Raw genomic sequence first — 16,800 nt, 5'->3', positions numbered from 1 at the left:
CGGCAAATGTCTCGGGCGGCACTTCCTCGAACTGGTATCGTTTGCCGCTGGCCACGAACCACACCGAGAGCAGTTTGCGTTCGGGATCATATTCCGTTTTGCGTATTGAGGTTGATGGCATGCCGCAGGTCCATTTGCCCGCCCTACCGAGCGCTCCTGTGTGCAGATGTGGCGCCGCTTGAAGTAGAAGAACCGGATCGCGGCCCTCTTGTTCCAAGGCGCGGCCGTAGCAAAGCTCTCTCGCGTTACCATTGGCAGAGCTATTACCCCGACACGGGCCGTCGCCGCAGTGCCGTCTGCCCAGTGCCTGGAAAAACAAACTTGTAGACACACACTCTGGAGTACGCCCAGTATTTCGCCGGGGGAATGAATCAATGAAGGCGAAGGTATTTCTAGCGAGCGCTGCCGTGTTGATCGCCGGCTGCTCAACAAGCGCAAATGTTTCCGACAGCGACCTCACGGCTCAGAACACCACAGCGCTTTGTCATGCTTTAGCTGTCAGCACTGACGAGCAATATCGGAGCAGAGTAGCAGCTTTGCTGATTCGTCGAGGCGCGACCGCAGAGAAATGCACCAGGCTTGTACAAGCTGACAACGCTGTAGCGACTGGAATAGCGGTGGCCGCTGTAGGTGGCGCGGCGATTGCCGTTGCCGCAAACAATGGCCACGGCGGCGGGTATTACCGCCCTCCTCCTACGGCCCACGGCGTCGCCTGGGACCAGTTCTACGGACAGAACTACAGTGTGATCTGGCGCTGCCGAGACAGGGCTACGGGGCGCTTCGTTGACGACTACTACTGCGCTGGCACGCCTATGGTCGACAACGTGTGGCCGGGCTGGTCGGCTTAGGATCTGCTATGGACCGATCGCGCTACGGCAATCGGTCTGATCAATGGCGCAAGCGGAGAGGCGCACGGCGGCGGCGTGCCCGTCCGCTGGCAACTGTTCCGAAGCGGCTCATGTTCGTTACGGTTGCGGCGATGGCGCCCTACATCGCGCAGTTCGTCATGCAGCACATCGACGGCGACACGATCGAGATCCACGGACAGCGCATCCGCTTCAACGGCATCGACGCGCCAGAGGCCGCGCAGCAATGCGACGACGTTGCCGAGGGCGCGAGGCCGGCTGCCAACAAAGCGCTCGGCATCACCGGCCGGCGCCTGGTCGCGCAGAGCAGCTATTCGTGCGAGCCGCGGAGGACGTGCAAACAGATCGGCTCATGCGAGGAAGTCAAATGGTATCTTAGCGATTGGAACCACGGCCCTATTCGTAGGCCATATATGTCTGCGCTCGTGCAGATGCCCCTTGTCGGACGTTCACCAGGCGACTGGCTGGTGGTGAGCGACGCGCGGCGAAAGTCTTCACAGGCGGCCAGTTGTTTCAGTTTCTTGGTTGTTCCGGAAGCTCGGCAAACCGAAGGAGGCCTTCCGGACGGATGACGTAATTGCGTCGTCGCGCCCGAAAGAAGAATCCTGGACACCGTTTCAGGGGAGAAGAGAGGTGCCGATGAAGCAGGCAATCAGGCCAACGATCCCGAGACGGCCAAACCCAGCCACCCACGGCAGTAGATCGCAAACATGTCGAGGGTAGGGTCGGCAAGCACTCGACGCCATTCGGTGTGCCCGGATGGTCCGCTGGCAACCGCCAGACATGCCAGGCAATATCAAGGGTCGACACGCGCGAAGACAGCTACGAAAGAAGCTGGACAGGGCGTCCTTGCGCTGACAGCAGTTTAACCGCCCTGCGGTCGAAAGAGACGAATGTCTCCCCACCCAGCCAGTCGCCGTCGGAGGCAATCACGCCATCCGCGAAATCACCGCCGGCCTCAAGCACTGCAAGCCCTGCCTCGACAGCTGGCCGGTTGACGATGACATTTGCGGTGTTCGCCAAGGCTCGGATTGCCGCCACTATATCTTCGCGTGCGGTTTGATACTGTCGGCCCAAAACCCATGCGAACTCGCACAAGGCCTGAAGGCTAACGGCCACGATGTCTGCCTGCGCCAGGAGATCGACGGCCGCTTCCGCCTGTCGTTCATCGTCGGCGACATAGGCGCGCAGCAGAACGTTGGTGTCGGCCGTGACCTTCATTCCTTGCTGGATCCAGCTGCTACACCCGCTTCAGCGATTGCGTCATTGATCTCCTCAATGCTCAACACCCGGCCATTCGTTTTGCCCTTGAGAAAACCGTAGAGCTCCCGGAATGATCCCTTTGCCCGCGCCGCCTTCAATTCCGCCCGGCCGTCGGGGAGCAGATCAAGTTCGATCTTCTCGCCCGGCCGAATACCGAGATGCTGCAGCACATCCTTGCGAAACGTCACCTGTCCGCGTGCGGTAACAGTTAGCGTCGTCACTTTGACAGCTCCGATTCATCTACATGATTAGATAATGCACAATTGCATTACGATCAATAGCAGTGGTCCAGGCGCCTATTCAGTTGCCTATTTACCTCAAGGACTCGGCCAAATCACGTGAGCCTTCGATCGGGAGGACCCCCTTGCCCTAGCGGTGGCACCCTCTAACGGTTCTCTCCCACAGACGTGCTCTTCGAAGCGCCAACACCGACCGCCCGCTTAACCGGGAGCTCCTCAGCGGTGGCAATGAACGCCTTTGGGACGGCTCGGGCGCCATATCGCCAGCCAAACCTGACATAGGTGCCATTTGGAGCGCCTATTGTTCCACCCCATGAGTTCCCGAGCTGCACCTTCGACGTATGCAGCTGTACGTGATGCCGGTTCGCCAGTTCTTACCGAGATCGGAGGGTTGAACCAATGGAGGCTCATCAAGGCTTTCTGAGGTCGAACAGCACGAATTGCCCATGGAGCGTGGCCAAATCCACGATGGTCTCGACCAATTCACAGTCGCTCACTGGCAAATCGGGCTCAGCTTTGCGAACTTCGGCAACGGTGTCTCGCACTGAGACGACGCTGCCAATCGGGACGGAACGGATCACCGCGTCCACCAATTCCGCCGCTGTGGACATGGACTTAAAGACCGCTTGAGATTTGATCGCACCCTCCCACCCCGGAGAAACCCAAAAGGCCATCTTGTGGGTCACCAAGCGAAGAAATCAAGGTTCGGAATGTGCCATGTTGATGGCCCGCATCAGAGGTTTAATCAGGGGGCGTCGGACGGTTCTTCTTCTCCTTCATCAAGCAAAGCAAGCAGTGATCCAGTGGCGCTAGGTAATTCCGCCTCAATCTTTAGATCTAGAAACTTGTTCACTGCTCAGTGCAAATCAACCGCCGAAGGGCGTTCTCGACCGACATCTGCCCTGATCGATAATGCGTTGGGAACCACTCCAGATACCGACGGGGGAACCCTTCGGGATTGAAGTGGTGGAGTCAGATGCGACGCCGTCAACGCGATCGTGGCCGCCGCTGCTACAACTTCTCCCTCCTGCTCATGTGGCTGAAGGACTTTTTGTCGCTCTTGATCGCTCTGCTTCAACTCCGGCCCAAGCCGGTCGCTGCTTAGAGCTCGGATTGTTCACGGTCGACTTAACTCTGGTCGAGCGTGGCGGTCGCGCCCGTCCGTTCCATATCGACAGCGCCACGGAAAGCGTTCTGATGTCGAACGAAGCCCGCGTCTACCAGAACTTCGGCCCGGGCTTCGCCGCTCATGGCACGGTCGAGCATGGCGCTGGCGAGTTACAGTTCCCGCAACAATCGCCCTTGCCGATGGTGGATCGATCACCAAGCCAGCCACTTGGGTCTAGCCCCATTCCCCTACGGCTGGGTAGCGCCTTAGCGCTTGGTCGCGTCTGCCACATCAGCGAGAGGTTTCATGGTGCGGGCTTCCTTGAGCATCCGCAGCGCCTCTTCTGTGGTGAGACCGAACTTGCGGGCATAGTAGGCAGCTTCCCTTTCCAGTGCGCCTTCTACCGGAGCTTCAATCGCCTGCTTTGCTTCCTGCTTTGCCTTCTTTCCCATGTGCCGAATCATAGCACATTCCGATAGATCGCTCCATTTCGCGCGGATTGCCGGCCTGTTGAGGATCATATCCCTATGATTTGGCCAAGTCTGTCAAATATATAATCGCCGGCAATACTGTAACGTACGGTTCGCCGGAATTATGGTACAGTTTGCCATCGTCTGCATATGCCACCGGCGCAGGCGGCTGGGAGATGACAAGCGCTCTTGCCTTTGTGGGAGAGCGCCATGGACCAGGAAGTTACCCAGAGCAGAAGCGAACTGTTAGGCCGCCTCAGCCAAGCCGATTTCGCACTCCTACAGCCCTACATGCACAACCGACATCTTGAATTGAAGGCTCCGCTGGAATCGGCTGGCGAGCCGATTGAGTGCGTCTACTTTCTCGAAAGCGGCATCGCATCTGTCGTGGCGAAAATTCGGCCGGAAGCGAATGCGGAGATAGCCATTATCGGCCGCGAAGGTATGACCGCCTGCGCCTTGGTCATGGGCGTCGACTGGGCAACCCACGATTGCTATATTCAGGTGACGAGTGAGGCGGTTGGCATCGACGCGGAGCCGTTCAAGGCTGCGCTGGAAAGCAGTCCAACTCTCCGGCTCTTGCTGCTTCGCTATGTCCACTACCTGCACATCCAGACCAGATCCACGGCCTTGGTCAATGCCCGCGCGAGGGTAGAAGATCGGTTGGCGAGATGGCTGCTGATGTGCGACGACCGGATCATCGGGGACCAAATCGCGATCACTCACGAATTCCTGGCGGTGATGCTTGGCGTAAGGCGTCCGGGCGTAACGATCGCCCTGCAACTGCTCGAAGGAGACGGGCTCATCAAGTCCCGCCGCGGTGAAGTCACCATTCGCGACCGAGAGGGCCTGATAGCTGCCGCGGCTGGCTTTTATGGCCAGCCTGAAGCAGAATATGCCCGGCTGCTCGGCAAATCCGGGCCACGAGCGGAGCCTCGATAGAAAGCTGAGTGGTCGGCGCTTCGAAGCATTGCCACGGCCCGCCTGTAAAGGCTGCACGTCCGAACGGCAAGCCAAAGTTCGCCTTCATCTAAGTGGCCGATTTGAAAGCGATGGAGCACCGCCGAAGCTATAAGCTCTGCTTGTTGGCTTGTGTGGTCGAAATTTCGCTCGGCACAAAGCCGGTCGAAGACCCGTTGGCAGATCTGCAAATCAGCGGGACAAAAGCAAGAATTGCCGAGCCGGTTCAACATCGAGCGCCTCCCAGTACGCACGTGCAAGAACGTTCCATCAGAACCGATTTAGAGATCGCAAGCGGCGAGAGTCAATGAACGGTTAAGGACGTACATTTCGTTATAGGTCTCATCCAGAAGGTTGGCCCCCGGAACGAGTTTCGAGCATCGCCGGCTTGGATCAACGCCGCGCTTTTTCTTTCTCTCGGACCCGCGCGAAGCCTGTCAGCTGGGACGATACGCTGCCAGTTCAACTACGGACAGCTGGGTCGGATGTGTTTTCGCTAGTCGGGCAAATCGCCTTGCTTTGACTTTTTTCATTGTCCAAAGCGGATAGTCTCCGCGTGGCATCGTCAACTGCCACGCCAACCAGCGCGTCGACCTCCGACACAGCCTCAATGTGACCGTCCTGATGAGACGGACCTTCGGATCTGAAGCAGGAGAAACTTAAAAGCGTGTCGCGATCAATTGGCCTGATATCCGGCAGCTTTGAAGAAGTTTCTGCATTTGGCTGGGTCGAACAGGTGGCAGGTACCGCCGAGGGCATTGCAGAGTGCGTCGAAGGTTCTGGCCGCCTTTCTTCGCAGCCGCGCCTTGAGTTTTGAGTAGGCCATCTCCAGGTCGCGTTCACGATGGTGTTCCACCGGCGACCAGACCGTGCTCGCTCCTCACCGCGAGGAAGGACCTTGATTGCGATTTGCAGACGCTGGAGCCGGGAACGGAAAAGCCCGCCGCCGGAACTGCGCGGCGGGCTTTTGGTGCAATAGTCAACCCACTGTAGACCGTCTGGCCACAACTAGCTCAGGACAACCGCGATCTTGTAGGCATTCGGGTCGACGATGACGATCGGGCCATCAGCGAGCACGAAATACTCGTAATTTTCATAAGCCGGAACGATCTCGACGATGCCCGCCGGCAGACGATGCAGCCACAGCATCGCACCCTTGAGGACGAAGCGATCCGGTACGGCGAAACACTCAGACGATAGAGCGCACGCTCGATGGCATAACGCGTCATGAGCAACTGAGCGTTCTCACGACGTTCGCGAGCACGCTGGGTCAGCCGGTCGCGTACAGAAAATGCCGATATTCTTCGGCGCCTTCATGAAACCATGGCCTCGATGTAGGGACGCGTCACGGTCCGGACGGGATCGATCTCAGCGTAGCGACAAAGCTCGTTCAGCCAAGCCGCCCCTTTCGCGATCTGATGAGGTCCCGCAGTGCCTCGATCGCAACATCGAGGCCGATTTTGTTTCGGTGCTTGAAGCAGTCGGCGACGGTCTTCGCTGGCGAGGTGATCGGAACAGGCACGCCGTCGATGTGATGAGTCTCTATGCCGGCCATCAGCGCCTCGCCGCTGGCGCGGACGATCTTCAGCGAGACCGACGGATTGGTCGGCGCCCAGTCCTTTGACCCGAGCTGCATCCACGCAGCCTGCGGCGTCTGGGTCATGAGGTTGTGGAATTGCAGCGCCGACAGCCGGCCAATGACCCCTCCAGGGCGCGATCTCGGTGGGTCTGGGCAATCATAATGCACGTTATAAACCCTCGGTTTTAATTACACTATACAACATTTTTCACAGAAGGATTGGTAGGCAAGAATCATCCGCGACGCTTGAAATCAAACGGCACAGAGGGGGGTCGAATCCAAGTTACGCGTTGCCCCTCTCAAAACGTTGTAATACCTATCAAAAATGTAGGTGGCGACCGAAACGATCGGCGCTCGTCCTTAGCCACTTGGTTCATCCGGCATCCCGCGCATTTCGAGGCCAGGGCACAAAGATGCCGCCGAGCCTTGCGGCACGGCAGCCTCTTTTGCGCGATGTTGTCCCATCAGGCTTCCAGGATAGCCACGATCTCGTAGGTATCCGGATCGACGATGACGATGCGTCCGTCGGCCAGCACGAAATACTCGTAACGTTCATAAGCCGGGACGATCTTGACGATACGGGGTGGCAGCCGATGCAGGCGGATCTTATGCCGGGGCACCTCGACGCCGACCGAGATGTCGAAGCCGACATCGCGAACCGGCTGGACGTGGGTCTCGTGGATAATCTGCGTGATCTGCGTCTTCTGCTCGACCGTCACGTTGTTGATCGAGGCCGTCTTGTTCTGGTCGGTCTGGACGTTGGCGTTGCCCTGGGCGTTCTGCTCAGTGGTGGTGCCGGTCTTGCCCTGGGCGTTCTGCTCGGTGGTCTTCATCTTGGTCTTGCCTTGGGCCTGCTCATTCGTCTTCGAACCCTTCGGGCAGTTGGCCATGCCGGTCTGGCACTTGGCCGTACCCTGAGCCTGCTCCTCGGTTTTGGTGCCAGCCTGACCCTGGGCCTGCTCATCGGTCTTCACCTTGGCCTTACCCTGAGCCTGCTCCTCGGTGTTGGCGCCAGCCTTGCCCTGGGCATTCTGCTGGGTCTGCGACTTCATCTTGCCTTGGGCCTGCTCGCCCGCCTTGCCGCCCTTCTGGCAGTCGGCCTGGCCGGCGGCGCAATTGTCGCCTCCGCTCGGCTGCGCGGATTCGGTCTGCGCCATCGCGGCGCCGCAACCGACGCCGAGCGCGACCATGCTCGTGATCAGAAGATGTTTCATCTGATTTCTCCTCGGAATCGGTCCCTTCATTCCATAAACTGCAGGCGAAAGGCATGGTTCCGAATTTGCCGGTAAAACCCGGTGATGTGTTGTGAAAACGCAGACGGCAATTTTGTAGGGAACAAGGCCCGTCCGTGCTCTATAACCCCCCTCGCCCGGCCAACAAAGCCGACGGGGCGAGAGGCAAGCTTCGTACAGATCGTTCGCTATGCAGGCGGGCGCTTCGGAAGCTATCAGGCAGATGCGCTCAGGCCACATGGGGACTTTCGTTTTTGGCAGATCGGCTTGATAATCGCCTGTCGCGAGGCCACGTCATGACGGATTGATTGCTCTCTGGCGGTGACGTTGGGTGGAGATGAAGTCCACAACGACGAGGCGACCCTCGCGGGTATAAACAAAGTGCGCCTCGTACCCGGTGGTGACCTTGGCCTCGAATCCCAGCTTGGCTAGAGTTGGTGGCATGCTGAACGCCATTCACCACGTCGCGCTCATCTGCAGCGACTACGACCGATCGCGACGGTTCTATGTCGAACTCCTCGGCCTCGATCTGATCCGGGAGGTTTATCGGGCGGAGCGGCAGTCGTGGAAGGCCGACCTGCGGATCGGGTCCGCCCAGTTGGAATTGTTCTCCTTCCCCGCCCCGGTGATGCGGCCGTCCTATCCGGAGGCGACAGGCCTGCGACATCTGGCATTCACCGTAGTGGATCTCGAACCCGTAATTGCGCGCCTGGAAGCCGCCGGCGTTGCCGTTGAGCCAATCCGGACAGACCAATATACGGATCAGCGATTCACCTTTTTCAGCGACCCAGACGGATTGCCGCTGGAACTCTACGAGGCCCAATAAGGAAGCGTTGGCCCCTTTCACGACTACCGCCTTTTGAGAACGGCAGTTTTCAGGAACGACACTTGGCTCCTCAATGATCATCGGCCAATCTGGGCCAAGCTCGATCGGGTCCAGCCAAGACGGCATGGTGTTGCTGCACGGTGGTTCGCCCAAAGGCGCCGAGCTGATCGCCTCCAAATGGGCCGACAATCGCAAGGTGCCGCAGATAGCCTTTAAGCCCGGCTGGACGAAGCATGCCAAGGCCGCGCCATTCAGGCGCAAGGACGCGATGCTCGCAATACTGCCGATCGACGTGCTGATTTCCCGGGTACCGGGATTCAGGACCACTTCGCCGACAAAGCAAAGAAGCTTGGCATGCCGGTTTGGGAGTTCGGCGCCGTTGACCTGGCCGATGCGCCATCGCGCCGATTCGACCAGGCCATGTGAACGGCTCGTTTCTGAAAACGCGGGGGCGCGTTGTGGCGACGCTAGCTTCTGATGGCCTCATCAATGATGGCTATCGCATCGACCTCTATGAGGTAGCCTGGGGACATTATCGCTACCCCGACCACCACATTCGCTGGTTTGTGATTCTCCAAACAGCGAAATCTGCGCTTCTTCGATGATCGGAACGTGTTCATCGCGCCTATAATCGACAATGTAGATTGTGATCTTTGCAAACTTGCTCAGGCTGTACCCCTGCCGCACTGAGCGCTCGACCGAGATTGCCGAATGCCAGGCGCGCTTGCGCCGCAAAATCACAATGCCCAACGAGCTTGCCGTATATGTCTTCGCGCTGCTGACCTGAGACGAATACCAGCTTGGATCCTGTCGCGACAACAACCTGTGTGTACATCTCCGGAATTGGCAGATCATCTGGGTTGATGAGTCCGAGCGACATTAAATAATCTCCTACTTCGTTCGACTGAAATCGACATTGTTGATCACCGCGTCGCTGGCACACAGGACGATGGCAAAGCGTCGGCGCTGGCGCGCGTGGCGGTCAGCGGCATTGGTGAGGCCATTTCCGTTCGGGTGTGACGATCATCGGATGGACCGACGGCGGACTGACCCGGAAATGGCGCCGTATGTCGGCCCCGGCCGGCGGGCGTCGAAACACGTGCGAATAGGCGTAGAGCAAGGCCAGATACTGGCCTTGCTTCTCGGTAAAGCCGTGGTTGACGGGCCGCTGCGCGGCGCCTGGTTCTGGCTCATCTGTCGATTCGTTCCGAGCCTCCGACAAGGACGTGCGATGAACACACGTTGCCCGGTCGAGCTGAGGCAAGCCGAGCGCGATGAATTGAACACGCTACTGAACGGGGGCAAGCATGCCGCCCTCAAACGAGCCCAGATCCTGCTGGCCGCCGACGGGGCGCCGGCGACGAGGAGATTGCCTGTCGTAGCGGTGGGCGGCTCGACCGTCTATCGAGCCAAGCGACGCATTGTGGATGGCAATCTTGAGCGAGCACTGAACGAGGAGCCGAGACCAGGAGGCGAGCGCAAGCTGAGCGGCACGCTTCTTTGCTTCTCTTTTGCGCCGGAGACCGACGTAAACCGCGGTCAAAATAGGGATGATCAGGACCGCAGTCCGATCATCAGGAAGACGCGCGCAAAAGGCAAAAAATAGTAGCTGGCGTCGGGTGAGCGACGTCATATGCCATAGGGCGACCGTTCACATAGCAGCAGCATGGCGCTGCCGACCGGCATTATTGAGAGGCCCGACAGCGTCTCGTTTGTTGCAGCTGTGGCATGACTGCTTTGTGCTGAACAGGACGGAGCCGACTGCCATCATAACCAGAAAGCATGAACCAGATTCGCGAGTGAACAGCAGGCGTATGTCGACGGTCGGATCGCCACGGCCAATTTCCCAGAATGCGAGCAGCAGGAACGCGATGCCGGAAAGGACTGCAAACGTCGTGATGAAGCTCGACGCGAACCAGTCGTCGCGTTGCCCTTGGCCAAGGAGGGTTGCCCTCTGCAATTCCAGTCGTATTGCCATCACGGCAGGTCGCCCGAGCTCGTCAACCACGCGGTCCGGTTTCGTTCGAGTCACGGGAACAAACATCGCACGTGGGAGTTGGGGCGGTCTGTTCGGATTGAGACCTTCATAATCTTGGGAGGGGATATGTCGCGTTCCTTCAACCTTGGCTTGCCGACGCTGCTTGGCGCCGCGGCGGTCACCCTTACCGCTGCTTCCGATCCGCTACCGCCAGATCTGACCTATCGTCCATTGCCGAGCCTGCCCTTTTCGGCGGTGAAGGAGAATGACGAAGCGCAAAAGCCCGCCGTGATGGAGCGGCAGCGCAACCTGCTCGAGGATCGTTACGACCTTGCGGATCGGCCGATATCGGGGGTCATGATGTCGGGCGGTCGAAAAGCGGTGCAGGAGGGGGTCAGGGTCAAACTGCCGCCAGGCGAGACCTGGGACAGCCTGGCTGCGATGACTCCCCAGGAAATCCGCAACAGCAATCTGCTGCCGAAAGGTTTCCTGCCGCTGCCCCACGTCAAGCAAGCGACGGGAGGCCAGGTTTTCCCGGATAACCAGATCAGGGAAATCAGCGCCGATGAAGGACGCGACCTTCGGCGCTTCGATGTCGATTTCGACCTGCCCAATCATCTTACATCGGAGTTTCCGCCTCCGATTTTCCTTACCACTCATCCCGAACTGGGGGACGTCTCGCGCGGTGATCTGCTGACGATCCGGAACTTCTACGAATACATGAACGGCATCATCACACCCGTGCAAATGGAAGGGCTACGGCTGTTGTTGACGCCCTTCCCGCAAGAGGAATTCAATCAGACCGAGGACCGGAAGGTGGCGATGCAAAGCACGGGCGTGGCGTGCCTCGACTGCCATTCGAATTTCCATACCAACGCGGCCTTTCACCTGACGCCTGACGTCCGGCCACAAGCCGAGCGGTTCCGGCTCGACACGACCAGCCTGCGTGGCCTGTTCAACCAGCAGATCCACGGCTCCAAACGCTCGCTGCGCTCGGTCGAGGATTTCACGGAATTCGAGCAGCGCACCGCCTACTTCAACGGCGATCACGTGAGCGCCACCCGCAAGGGGGCAAACCTGCCGGATCGCACGAACCAGGTAGCGATGATGGCGCAGATGCAGAACATCATCGACTTTCCGCCTGCGCCCAAGCTGGACCCGTTCGGTCGGCTTGATCCGGCCGTCGCTAGTGAACAGGAGCTCAAGGGAGAGCAGGTCTTCATGGGCAAGGGCCGTTGCGCCGAGTGTCATGTCCCGGGGTTATCGTTCATGGACAACAACATGCATGATCTGAAGCTCGAACGCTTCTACAAGATCGGTCAGACCTTCAATGACCAGATCGCCATACCGGACGGCCCGATTAAGACCTTCACGCTGCGCGGGATCAAGGATTCTCCGCCCTATTTGCATGATGGCCGCCTGATGACACTTGCCGACGCGGTCGAGTTCTTCAACCTGGTGCTAGGGACCAAGCTCGACCAGCAGGAAAAGGATTCACTGGTGGCTTACCTGCTCACCCTCTGAATGGGCCGAAAAGACCCGCCGCCGGAGGGCTCACTTTCGGCTCGGGATGGAGGACATCATGCGTGCTGTCGCAGTCGCGTTCACTCTGGCTCTCTCGCCCTGTTGCGCGCTGGCCCAGCTTGGCAATCCGGCCGGCCTTGCTCCGGACACGCGGATGAAAAAGCCGGGAGTTCCCGCGCCAAACCAGACGAATTATCAAGATCGGCTCTTCGCCCGGCTGGTTACGGCCGGCGGCATGGCCGAGGTGGAGCTCGGTCGGCTCGCTGCCGGGAGGACGAACCATGATGGCGTCAGGCAATTCGCAAAGCGTATGGTAGACGATCACGGCAAGGCGAACGAGCAGCTAAGGTCCATGGCCGACAAGAGCAAGATTCCGCTTCCCGACGAGCTCGACCCCGATCACCAGAAAATCCGCGCTGATCTCGAAAAACAGGACGGCGCCGCGTTCGATCTTGCTTATCTGGCTGCGCAGGTCCTCGACCATCAGAAAACAGCGCAGCTTCTGGCGTGGGAGATTGGCTCCGGCGAAGATCCAGAACTCCAGCACTTCGCCTCAGACAACCTACCAAAGGTGCTCGAGCACCTCGATATGGCGCGCACGCTGCACGCGGAACTGGCGGGACAAGCCTCGCTCGCAGCGGACGCGCCAAAGAGCAAATAAACTGCCGGCCTCTCCAACGTGAACAGGGCTTACCATTGCACGCGAGCCGCCAAAACGCGTCAATCTTGCTGTTGTCGCCGTTCGGAGAGCTCCGGCTGTCAAACGGCCTTCAAAAGTGACCCTGGAGTGGAGTAGGCCCCTCAGGCCGGACACAAGTCAGGCCGCTGATTTGACCGTTTGCCGGGTGTGTTGATCTTCGAATTTGCTAATTGGACTGAGATAGCCGAGTGCTGAGTGAACCGTCGCCATACCCTGGGCGGCAAGATGATCGCGATAGGCTGTCGGGTAGTGTCTCAGTTTGAAATTTTGAAATATGCGAAAGCGCCTATCCGAGTTTGCCGCATGAGCGAAAGCGCCCTATATGCTTAGCGCAAAGCATAGGAGGCGTCACGATGACCAAGCCGACAAATGCCGCCGATATGGCCCGGTCGGTCGGCGTTGACCCGAAAGCGTTCCGACAGGCATTGCAAAACGCGCAGTTCCCCTGGCAGCATCAGCTCAACGAGCATTGGGAAGTGGATCTTGATAGCGCAGAGCATTCATCAATGCGGACCGTGCTGGTAACTCTCTTAAAGAAGCGGAAGAAGCCCTAATGCCCACCGGACCTAAAGGCCAAAAGCGCCCCGCCGACGTGATCGGCAACGCCGTCCGCGTCATGCGCATTGCGACAGGCGAGGAAGCCGACGACGTGATTGACGACGGCAAAGACCCGGCAGCCAAGGCGCTTGGCGCGAAGGGCGGGAAGAAGCGGGCGGAAAACATGACGCCAGAGCGGCGCGCCGAGATCGCTAAGAAGGCGGCTGAAAGCCGCTGGAAAAAGTAGGCTTAATGAGAGCTGCCTTTCTCTTCTTCTAAGAGCTGGTTCCATGCTGCTATGGCCGCGACAAAAGCTATTACGGTGAGAATGATCTGAGATATCCAGTATGCTATCTCAAGCCAGTTTGTCTGATCCATCTCCACCCCCTAGTCGCCCAAGGGGATCGTCCGTCAATGCGGTGAAAATCGCAATTGTTAAATTTCAAACTGAGACACTACCGGCTGTCGCATTATATTGTGACCGAGATCAGAATGTGCGCAGCGGGGTGGCGGTTTGCGTCCTTCGACTGCGGCGGCCAAGCCATCAGCATCAGCCGTGCGTAATCGAGCGGCTGATGGCGTATCCGACACCCGCCGCGACAGGCATCCAAGGACAACGGCAACATACGCAAACGGCAACGACGGGACGTATGAGCCTCCTTGCTGGTGGCCTTCACCGTTTTGATGAAGAAGGTGCCGGGGTCTTCCGCGCTTCCAAGCAGCACTCGCCGATGGCGATCGCTATAGGCATCGATGTGCTCGTAAAGACCGCCCAGGTCCGGTAGGACCAGCCGAAATGGCTTGCTCCCGCCTGGTTTTTTCCATCCGCAACCGACCCGTCCAGGCCGGTCAGCCATGGCACGCTCTATTCGTTCATGTGGGGCCAACGCGGTCGCGAGGTCATCCCCGTAGCGACAAATCCGGATTTCCGGCGAACCTGGAAGACGCTTGCCGGAAAGGCCGGGCTCTCGAAAGAGATCCGAGACCGATTGCAGAACCATCTGCAGGACGTTAGTTCCAAAAGCTACGATCGCTGGAATTATATGCCGGAAAAGCGTGCTGCCATGGCGCAGTGGGACAAGTTTGTCCGCGAGATCCTGATGAAGAAGAAGCGTAAAGCCGCACTCAAGGAAGCTGCATGATCAGCTGTGATCGCCGGCGGGGTAGAGCTTCACCTGGGGACAGACTACGAATCTGAGGGTCAGGAGTTAGAAGCTCTTCGGGCGCGCCATTCCATCGAATTGACCCCGGCCCTATTTCCACGAGGATTTCAGATGCCTCGTGGCCGACGAGCATTGGCCCACTGGCTCAAGACTGCCGAACAGCACCGATCCAGTCGAGCCGCGCGGCGGGAATGAGGCCGTAATTATAGAAATTGATGCCGTCGACACCGGGCGCCAGCGCCGGCTTGACCTTGGCTGCGAGCACTTCGGGGCTGGCCATTTCCGGATAGAACAGCCGGTAGCCGGTGCCGAGGAATTTGTCCGCGCCCAGTGCCGCACGGCCGGCCGCCATCAGGCTGGCGACATCGCCGGCCTTCATGTCGTAGGCGCACAGGATCGCCCCGTCGCAGACCTTGCCCAGCGCTGCCAGATCGCAACCGCCAAGCCAGCCGTCTTTCAGATCGATGATGACGACCCGCGTCGTGGGATCGGCTACCTCGCGCAGTTCGGCGACCAGGCTGGTCACTGGCTCGAATCGCCACAGCAGATAGGTATGGAGCTCCGGCCACGGCGCAAAGGCGTCGAGGCCGCTGGCGGGAAAATCGGGAAAGCGCCGCTCAGGCACCGCACGCTCGCAGGTCTCGACGATCCATTGCCTGGTGAGCTTGCGCGCCGCCTCGCCATCGATGCCGGCTTTTGCCGCACGGGCGACGCAGGACGTACAGAAGCACAGCGACAAAAGAAAATCGTCTTCCGGCGTCAGGCCGACACCGTCCTTCTCGTGATGGTATTCATGGGCAAAGCCCATGAAGGACGGGCCTTCGAGTTCTATCCGGTCCGGCCGGTAGCTGTGCGAGATATCGGCGATCAGCGCGCGGACATAGGCGCGCGCATCGGGATGCGACGGGCAGAGATTGTAGTAATTGGCATCCCCGAAGGCGTTGCGGGTGACGGCCTGCGGATGCAGCATGCCCAGGCGGGTGTTGTGCAGGCAGACCGTCCAGCACGAAACGCCAAGCCCACCCGCGTCGCGCCGGCGGATAAGCTGACCGAGCACGTCGCCGCCCTCGGTGATCACGTCAGCCACCTTGGGCTGGATGGCGAGACTTCCCCAGCGCGCCGCGGTCGGCTTGAAATAGATGGTGCCGTCCTCAGGGAAATAGGCCTTGCGGCGCGGGCTGCGCGGCTGCAGGAAGCGCCCGGCATGATAGGATGTCGCCAGGCTGATCATGTTGAGCCCGGCGCGCTCGACAAGATCACGTTCGACCGTCTCCTGGCCGAGATCCTGGATGTCCCAGGGATAGGTCCACATGGACAGTTGCTGCATGGGATATCCTCTTGGCTCAGCCGTCGACCGGCTCTGCGACCTGCATGAGGCAGTCGCCCGCCTCGCACATCGTGTGCAGCCGGCGCGACAGCACGAAGCCGCTTTCGGCGAAATGCAGGGCCTCCTCGGCAATATCGAGCCGTTCGAGATCGTGGTACCAGCCGGCCAATTGTCCTGAAATGACACTGTCGCCGAGCCTGACGGCCGGTTCGAACCAGCCACGCCGGGTGGCATAGAGGCCCTGGCTGTGCCTGGACAGGGACAGCAGCCGTGTCGGTGCCGAAGGCTTTTCGCCCGCGCCAAGAACCGGCGCGTCGACCACCCCCAGTGCCACCATCAGGCTGTCGAGGGCGCAGGCGGTCATCGCCATCGAATCGACCGTGGCGGTGCCACCGCCGCCGAACTCGCCGCTGACGCCGATGGCGCCGGCGCGGCGCGCTGCGCCCATCGAGGTTGGCGAGGCCTGGCCGTTGTCAGCGATAAAGCCGTAAGGCATCCCGAGCGTGCGCATCAGCTCGACGCCACGCCGGTGGCGCTCGGGATCGGCGTTGCGCTCGACCAGCGCGGTCGGCAGATGCTCCATCGACGTGCCGCCTGAATGGATGTCGAAGACGACGTCGTGGCGAGGAAACAATTCCGTCTCGAGGAAATTGGCGAGCCGGCTTGTCGGCGTGCCCGAGGGATCACCGGGAAAGGCGCGGTTGAGATTGCCGCCGTCGAGCGGCGAGCAGCGCTTCGCGGCCATAACTGCCGGCGCGTTGGCCATCGGCACGATGGTGATGCGACCCTTGATCCGCTTCGGATCGAGCCGGCGCACCAGCCTTGCCAACGACAGCTCGCCTTCATATTCGTCGCCGTGATTGCCGGCCACCAAAAGCAGTGACGGGCCGTCGCCATTGCGGATGAGGCAGATCGGCACCTTGACCTGAAAGTAGGGAGAGCGGTCGATCGAGAGCGGGATGCTGAGATGGCTAAGCGTCTTGCCGTCGCGGTCGAAATCAAGCGTGTGGGCGAGGCCGGTGTGCATG

At 59.6% G+C, this 16,800-nt stretch carries 21 protein-coding genes and 4 pseudogenes; 11 read left to right on the top strand and 14 right to left on the bottom strand.

Annotation, left to right across the window (positions count from 1 at the left end; all coding sequences use genetic code 11):
• Positions 1 to 121: KTSC domain-containing protein (locus NKJ26_RS29515; protein WP_352699018.1), on the bottom strand; the 121-nt coding region annotated here is incomplete at its 3' end.
• A 253-nt stretch (positions 122 to 374) separates the two neighbouring features.
• Here NKJ26_RS29515 and NKJ26_RS29510 point away from each other — a divergent pair.
• Both NKJ26_RS29510 and NKJ26_RS29505 read left to right on the top strand, forming a co-directional pair.
• Positions 375 to 848, top strand: coding sequence for a hypothetical protein (locus NKJ26_RS29510; RefSeq protein WP_352699015.1), 474 nt, complete (start codon positions 375 to 377; stop codon positions 846 to 848).
• A 110-nt stretch (positions 849 to 958) separates the two neighbouring features.
• The gene (locus NKJ26_RS29505) at positions 959 to 1,438 is read left to right on the top strand and encodes a hypothetical protein (RefSeq protein ID WP_352699013.1); all 480 of its coding nucleotides are present in this window, start codon (positions 959 to 961) and stop codon (positions 1,436 to 1,438) included.
• 250 nt (positions 1,439 to 1,688) lie between these two features.
• On the opposite strand, the gene NKJ26_RS29500 is transcribed toward NKJ26_RS29505, so the two are convergent.
• The 4 genes from NKJ26_RS29500 to NKJ26_RS29485 all read right to left on the bottom strand — a co-directional run bounded on the left by NKJ26_RS29500 (position 1,689) and on the right by NKJ26_RS29485 (position 3,928).
• Entirely contained in the window at positions 1,689 to 2,087 is a 399-nt protein-coding gene (locus tag NKJ26_RS29500; protein ID WP_352699011.1) for a type II toxin-antitoxin system VapC family toxin, read from the bottom strand.
• The gene (locus tag NKJ26_RS29495) at positions 2,084 to 2,350 is read right to left on the bottom strand and encodes an AbrB/MazE/SpoVT family DNA-binding domain-containing protein (RefSeq protein ID WP_352699009.1); all 267 of its coding nucleotides are present in this window, start codon (positions 2,348 to 2,350) and stop codon (positions 2,084 to 2,086) included. Before NKJ26_RS29495 ends, NKJ26_RS29500 begins: the two co-directional genes overlap by 4 nt.
• A gap of 428 nt (positions 2,351 to 2,778) precedes the next feature.
• On the bottom strand, positions 2,779 to 3,042 hold the full coding sequence (locus NKJ26_RS29490; RefSeq protein ID WP_352699007.1) for a hypothetical protein: 264 nt from the start codon (positions 3,040 to 3,042) through the stop codon (positions 2,779 to 2,781).
• Between the two features lie 700 nt (positions 3,043 to 3,742).
• Complete coding sequence (locus tag NKJ26_RS29485; protein WP_352699005.1) at positions 3,743 to 3,928, bottom strand: hypothetical protein; 186 nt, start codon at positions 3,926 to 3,928, stop codon at positions 3,743 to 3,745.
• A 228-nt stretch (positions 3,929 to 4,156) separates the two neighbouring features.
• Between NKJ26_RS29485 and NKJ26_RS29480 the strand changes: the two genes are divergently transcribed.
• Entirely contained in the window at positions 4,157 to 4,888 is a 732-nt protein-coding gene (locus NKJ26_RS29480; RefSeq protein WP_352699004.1) for a Crp/Fnr family transcriptional regulator, read from the top strand.
• A 694-nt stretch (positions 4,889 to 5,582) separates the two neighbouring features.
• On the opposite strand, the pseudogene NKJ26_RS29475 reads toward NKJ26_RS29480, so the two are convergent.
• The 4 genes and pseudogenes from NKJ26_RS29475 to NKJ26_RS29460 form a co-directional block, all read right to left on the bottom strand.
• Positions 5,583 to 5,738, bottom strand: a pseudogene (locus NKJ26_RS29475) (IS630 family transposase); the annotation flags it as partial.
• Positions 5,739 to 5,914: 176 nt separating this feature from the next.
• The gene (locus NKJ26_RS29470; protein ID WP_352699003.1) at positions 5,915 to 6,055 is read right to left on the bottom strand and encodes a hypothetical protein; all 141 of its coding nucleotides are present in this window, start codon (positions 6,053 to 6,055) and stop codon (positions 5,915 to 5,917) included.
• Between the two features lie 241 nt (positions 6,056 to 6,296).
• Complete coding sequence (locus tag NKJ26_RS29465; RefSeq protein ID WP_352699001.1) at positions 6,297 to 6,542, bottom strand: type IV toxin-antitoxin system AbiEi family antitoxin domain-containing protein; 246 nt, start codon at positions 6,540 to 6,542, stop codon at positions 6,297 to 6,299.
• A gap of 407 nt (positions 6,543 to 6,949) precedes the next feature.
• Positions 6,950 to 7,699 (bottom strand): DUF1236 domain-containing protein, encoded by a 750-nt coding sequence (locus NKJ26_RS29460; protein WP_352698999.1) that lies wholly within the window; start codon positions 7,697 to 7,699, stop codon positions 6,950 to 6,952.
• A 460-nt stretch (positions 7,700 to 8,159) separates the two neighbouring features.
• On the opposite strand from NKJ26_RS29460, the gene gloA2 reads away from it, so the two are divergent.
• Complete coding sequence (gene gloA2, locus NKJ26_RS29455; RefSeq protein WP_352698997.1) at positions 8,160 to 8,543, top strand: SMU1112c/YaeR family gloxylase I-like metalloprotein; 384 nt, start codon at positions 8,160 to 8,162, stop codon at positions 8,541 to 8,543.
• Positions 8,544 to 8,615: 72 nt separating this feature from the next.
• A pseudogene (locus NKJ26_RS29450) lies at positions 8,616 to 8,969 on the top strand (DUF2493 domain-containing protein); the annotation flags it as partial.
• A gap of 199 nt (positions 8,970 to 9,168) precedes the next feature.
• Here NKJ26_RS29450 and NKJ26_RS29445 read toward each other — a convergent pair.
• Positions 9,169 to 9,423 (bottom strand): RidA family protein, encoded by a 255-nt coding sequence (locus tag NKJ26_RS29445; RefSeq protein WP_352698995.1) that lies wholly within the window; start codon positions 9,421 to 9,423, stop codon positions 9,169 to 9,171.
• Between the two features lie 351 nt (positions 9,424 to 9,774).
• Here NKJ26_RS29445 and NKJ26_RS29440 point away from each other — a divergent pair.
• Positions 9,775 to 10,035, top strand: a pseudogene (locus NKJ26_RS29440) (helix-turn-helix domain-containing protein); the annotation flags it as partial.
• 159 nt (positions 10,036 to 10,194) lie between these two features.
• Here the strand turns inward: NKJ26_RS29440 and NKJ26_RS29435 are convergent.
• Positions 10,195 to 10,551, bottom strand: coding sequence for a hypothetical protein (locus tag NKJ26_RS29435; protein ID WP_352699022.1), 357 nt, complete (start codon positions 10,549 to 10,551; stop codon positions 10,195 to 10,197).
• Positions 10,552 to 10,647: 96 nt separating this feature from the next.
• On the opposite strand from NKJ26_RS29435, the gene NKJ26_RS29430 reads away from it, so the two are divergent.
• From NKJ26_RS29430 to NKJ26_RS29415, 4 genes are all read left to right on the top strand, one after another.
• Positions 10,648 to 12,045 (top strand): cytochrome B6, encoded by a 1,398-nt coding sequence (locus NKJ26_RS29430; protein WP_352699017.1) that lies wholly within the window; start codon positions 10,648 to 10,650, stop codon positions 12,043 to 12,045.
• A gap of 58 nt (positions 12,046 to 12,103) precedes the next feature.
• Positions 12,104 to 12,706 (top strand): DUF4142 domain-containing protein, encoded by a 603-nt coding sequence (locus NKJ26_RS29425; protein ID WP_352698993.1) that lies wholly within the window; start codon positions 12,104 to 12,106, stop codon positions 12,704 to 12,706.
• 392 nt (positions 12,707 to 13,098) lie between these two features.
• The gene (locus tag NKJ26_RS29420; protein WP_352698991.1) at positions 13,099 to 13,299 is read left to right on the top strand and encodes a hypothetical protein; all 201 of its coding nucleotides are present in this window, start codon (positions 13,099 to 13,101) and stop codon (positions 13,297 to 13,299) included.
• Between the two features lie 38 nt (positions 13,300 to 13,337).
• Entirely contained in the window at positions 13,338 to 13,529 is a 192-nt protein-coding gene (locus NKJ26_RS29415) for an RNA-binding protein (RefSeq protein ID WP_352698989.1), read from the top strand.
• Between the two features lie 223 nt (positions 13,530 to 13,752).
• Here the strand turns inward: NKJ26_RS29415 and NKJ26_RS29410 are convergent, their stop codons facing one another.
• Positions 13,753 to 14,139: a hypothetical protein gene (locus tag NKJ26_RS29410; RefSeq protein WP_352699020.1), complete on the bottom strand. Its 387-nt coding sequence runs from the start codon at positions 14,137 to 14,139 to the stop codon at positions 13,753 to 13,755.
• Between NKJ26_RS29410 and NKJ26_RS29405 the strand changes: the two are divergent.
• Positions 14,095 to 14,424: pseudogene (locus NKJ26_RS29405) on the top strand (site-specific integrase); the annotation flags it as partial. The gene NKJ26_RS29410 and the pseudogene NKJ26_RS29405 overlap by 45 nt on opposite strands.
• Before the next feature lie 166 nt (positions 14,425 to 14,590).
• Here NKJ26_RS29405 and NKJ26_RS29400 read toward each other — a convergent pair.
• Entirely contained in the window at positions 14,591 to 15,772 is a 1,182-nt protein-coding gene (locus NKJ26_RS29400; RefSeq protein ID WP_352698987.1) for a hypothetical protein, read from the bottom strand.
• Positions 15,773 to 15,788: 16 nt separating this feature from the next.
• On the bottom strand, positions 15,789 to 16,799 hold the full coding sequence (locus NKJ26_RS29395) for a succinylglutamate desuccinylase/aspartoacylase family protein (protein ID WP_352698985.1): 1,011 nt from the start codon (positions 16,797 to 16,799) through the stop codon (positions 15,789 to 15,791).
• Position 16,800: the final 1 nt, after the last annotated feature.

This window comes from Mesorhizobium sp. M0152 (assembly GCF_040322415.1).
Taxonomy (GTDB): Bacteria; Pseudomonadota; Alphaproteobacteria; order Rhizobiales; family Rhizobiaceae; genus Mesorhizobium.
This window is presented reverse-complemented; position numbering and strand designations above follow the sequence as displayed.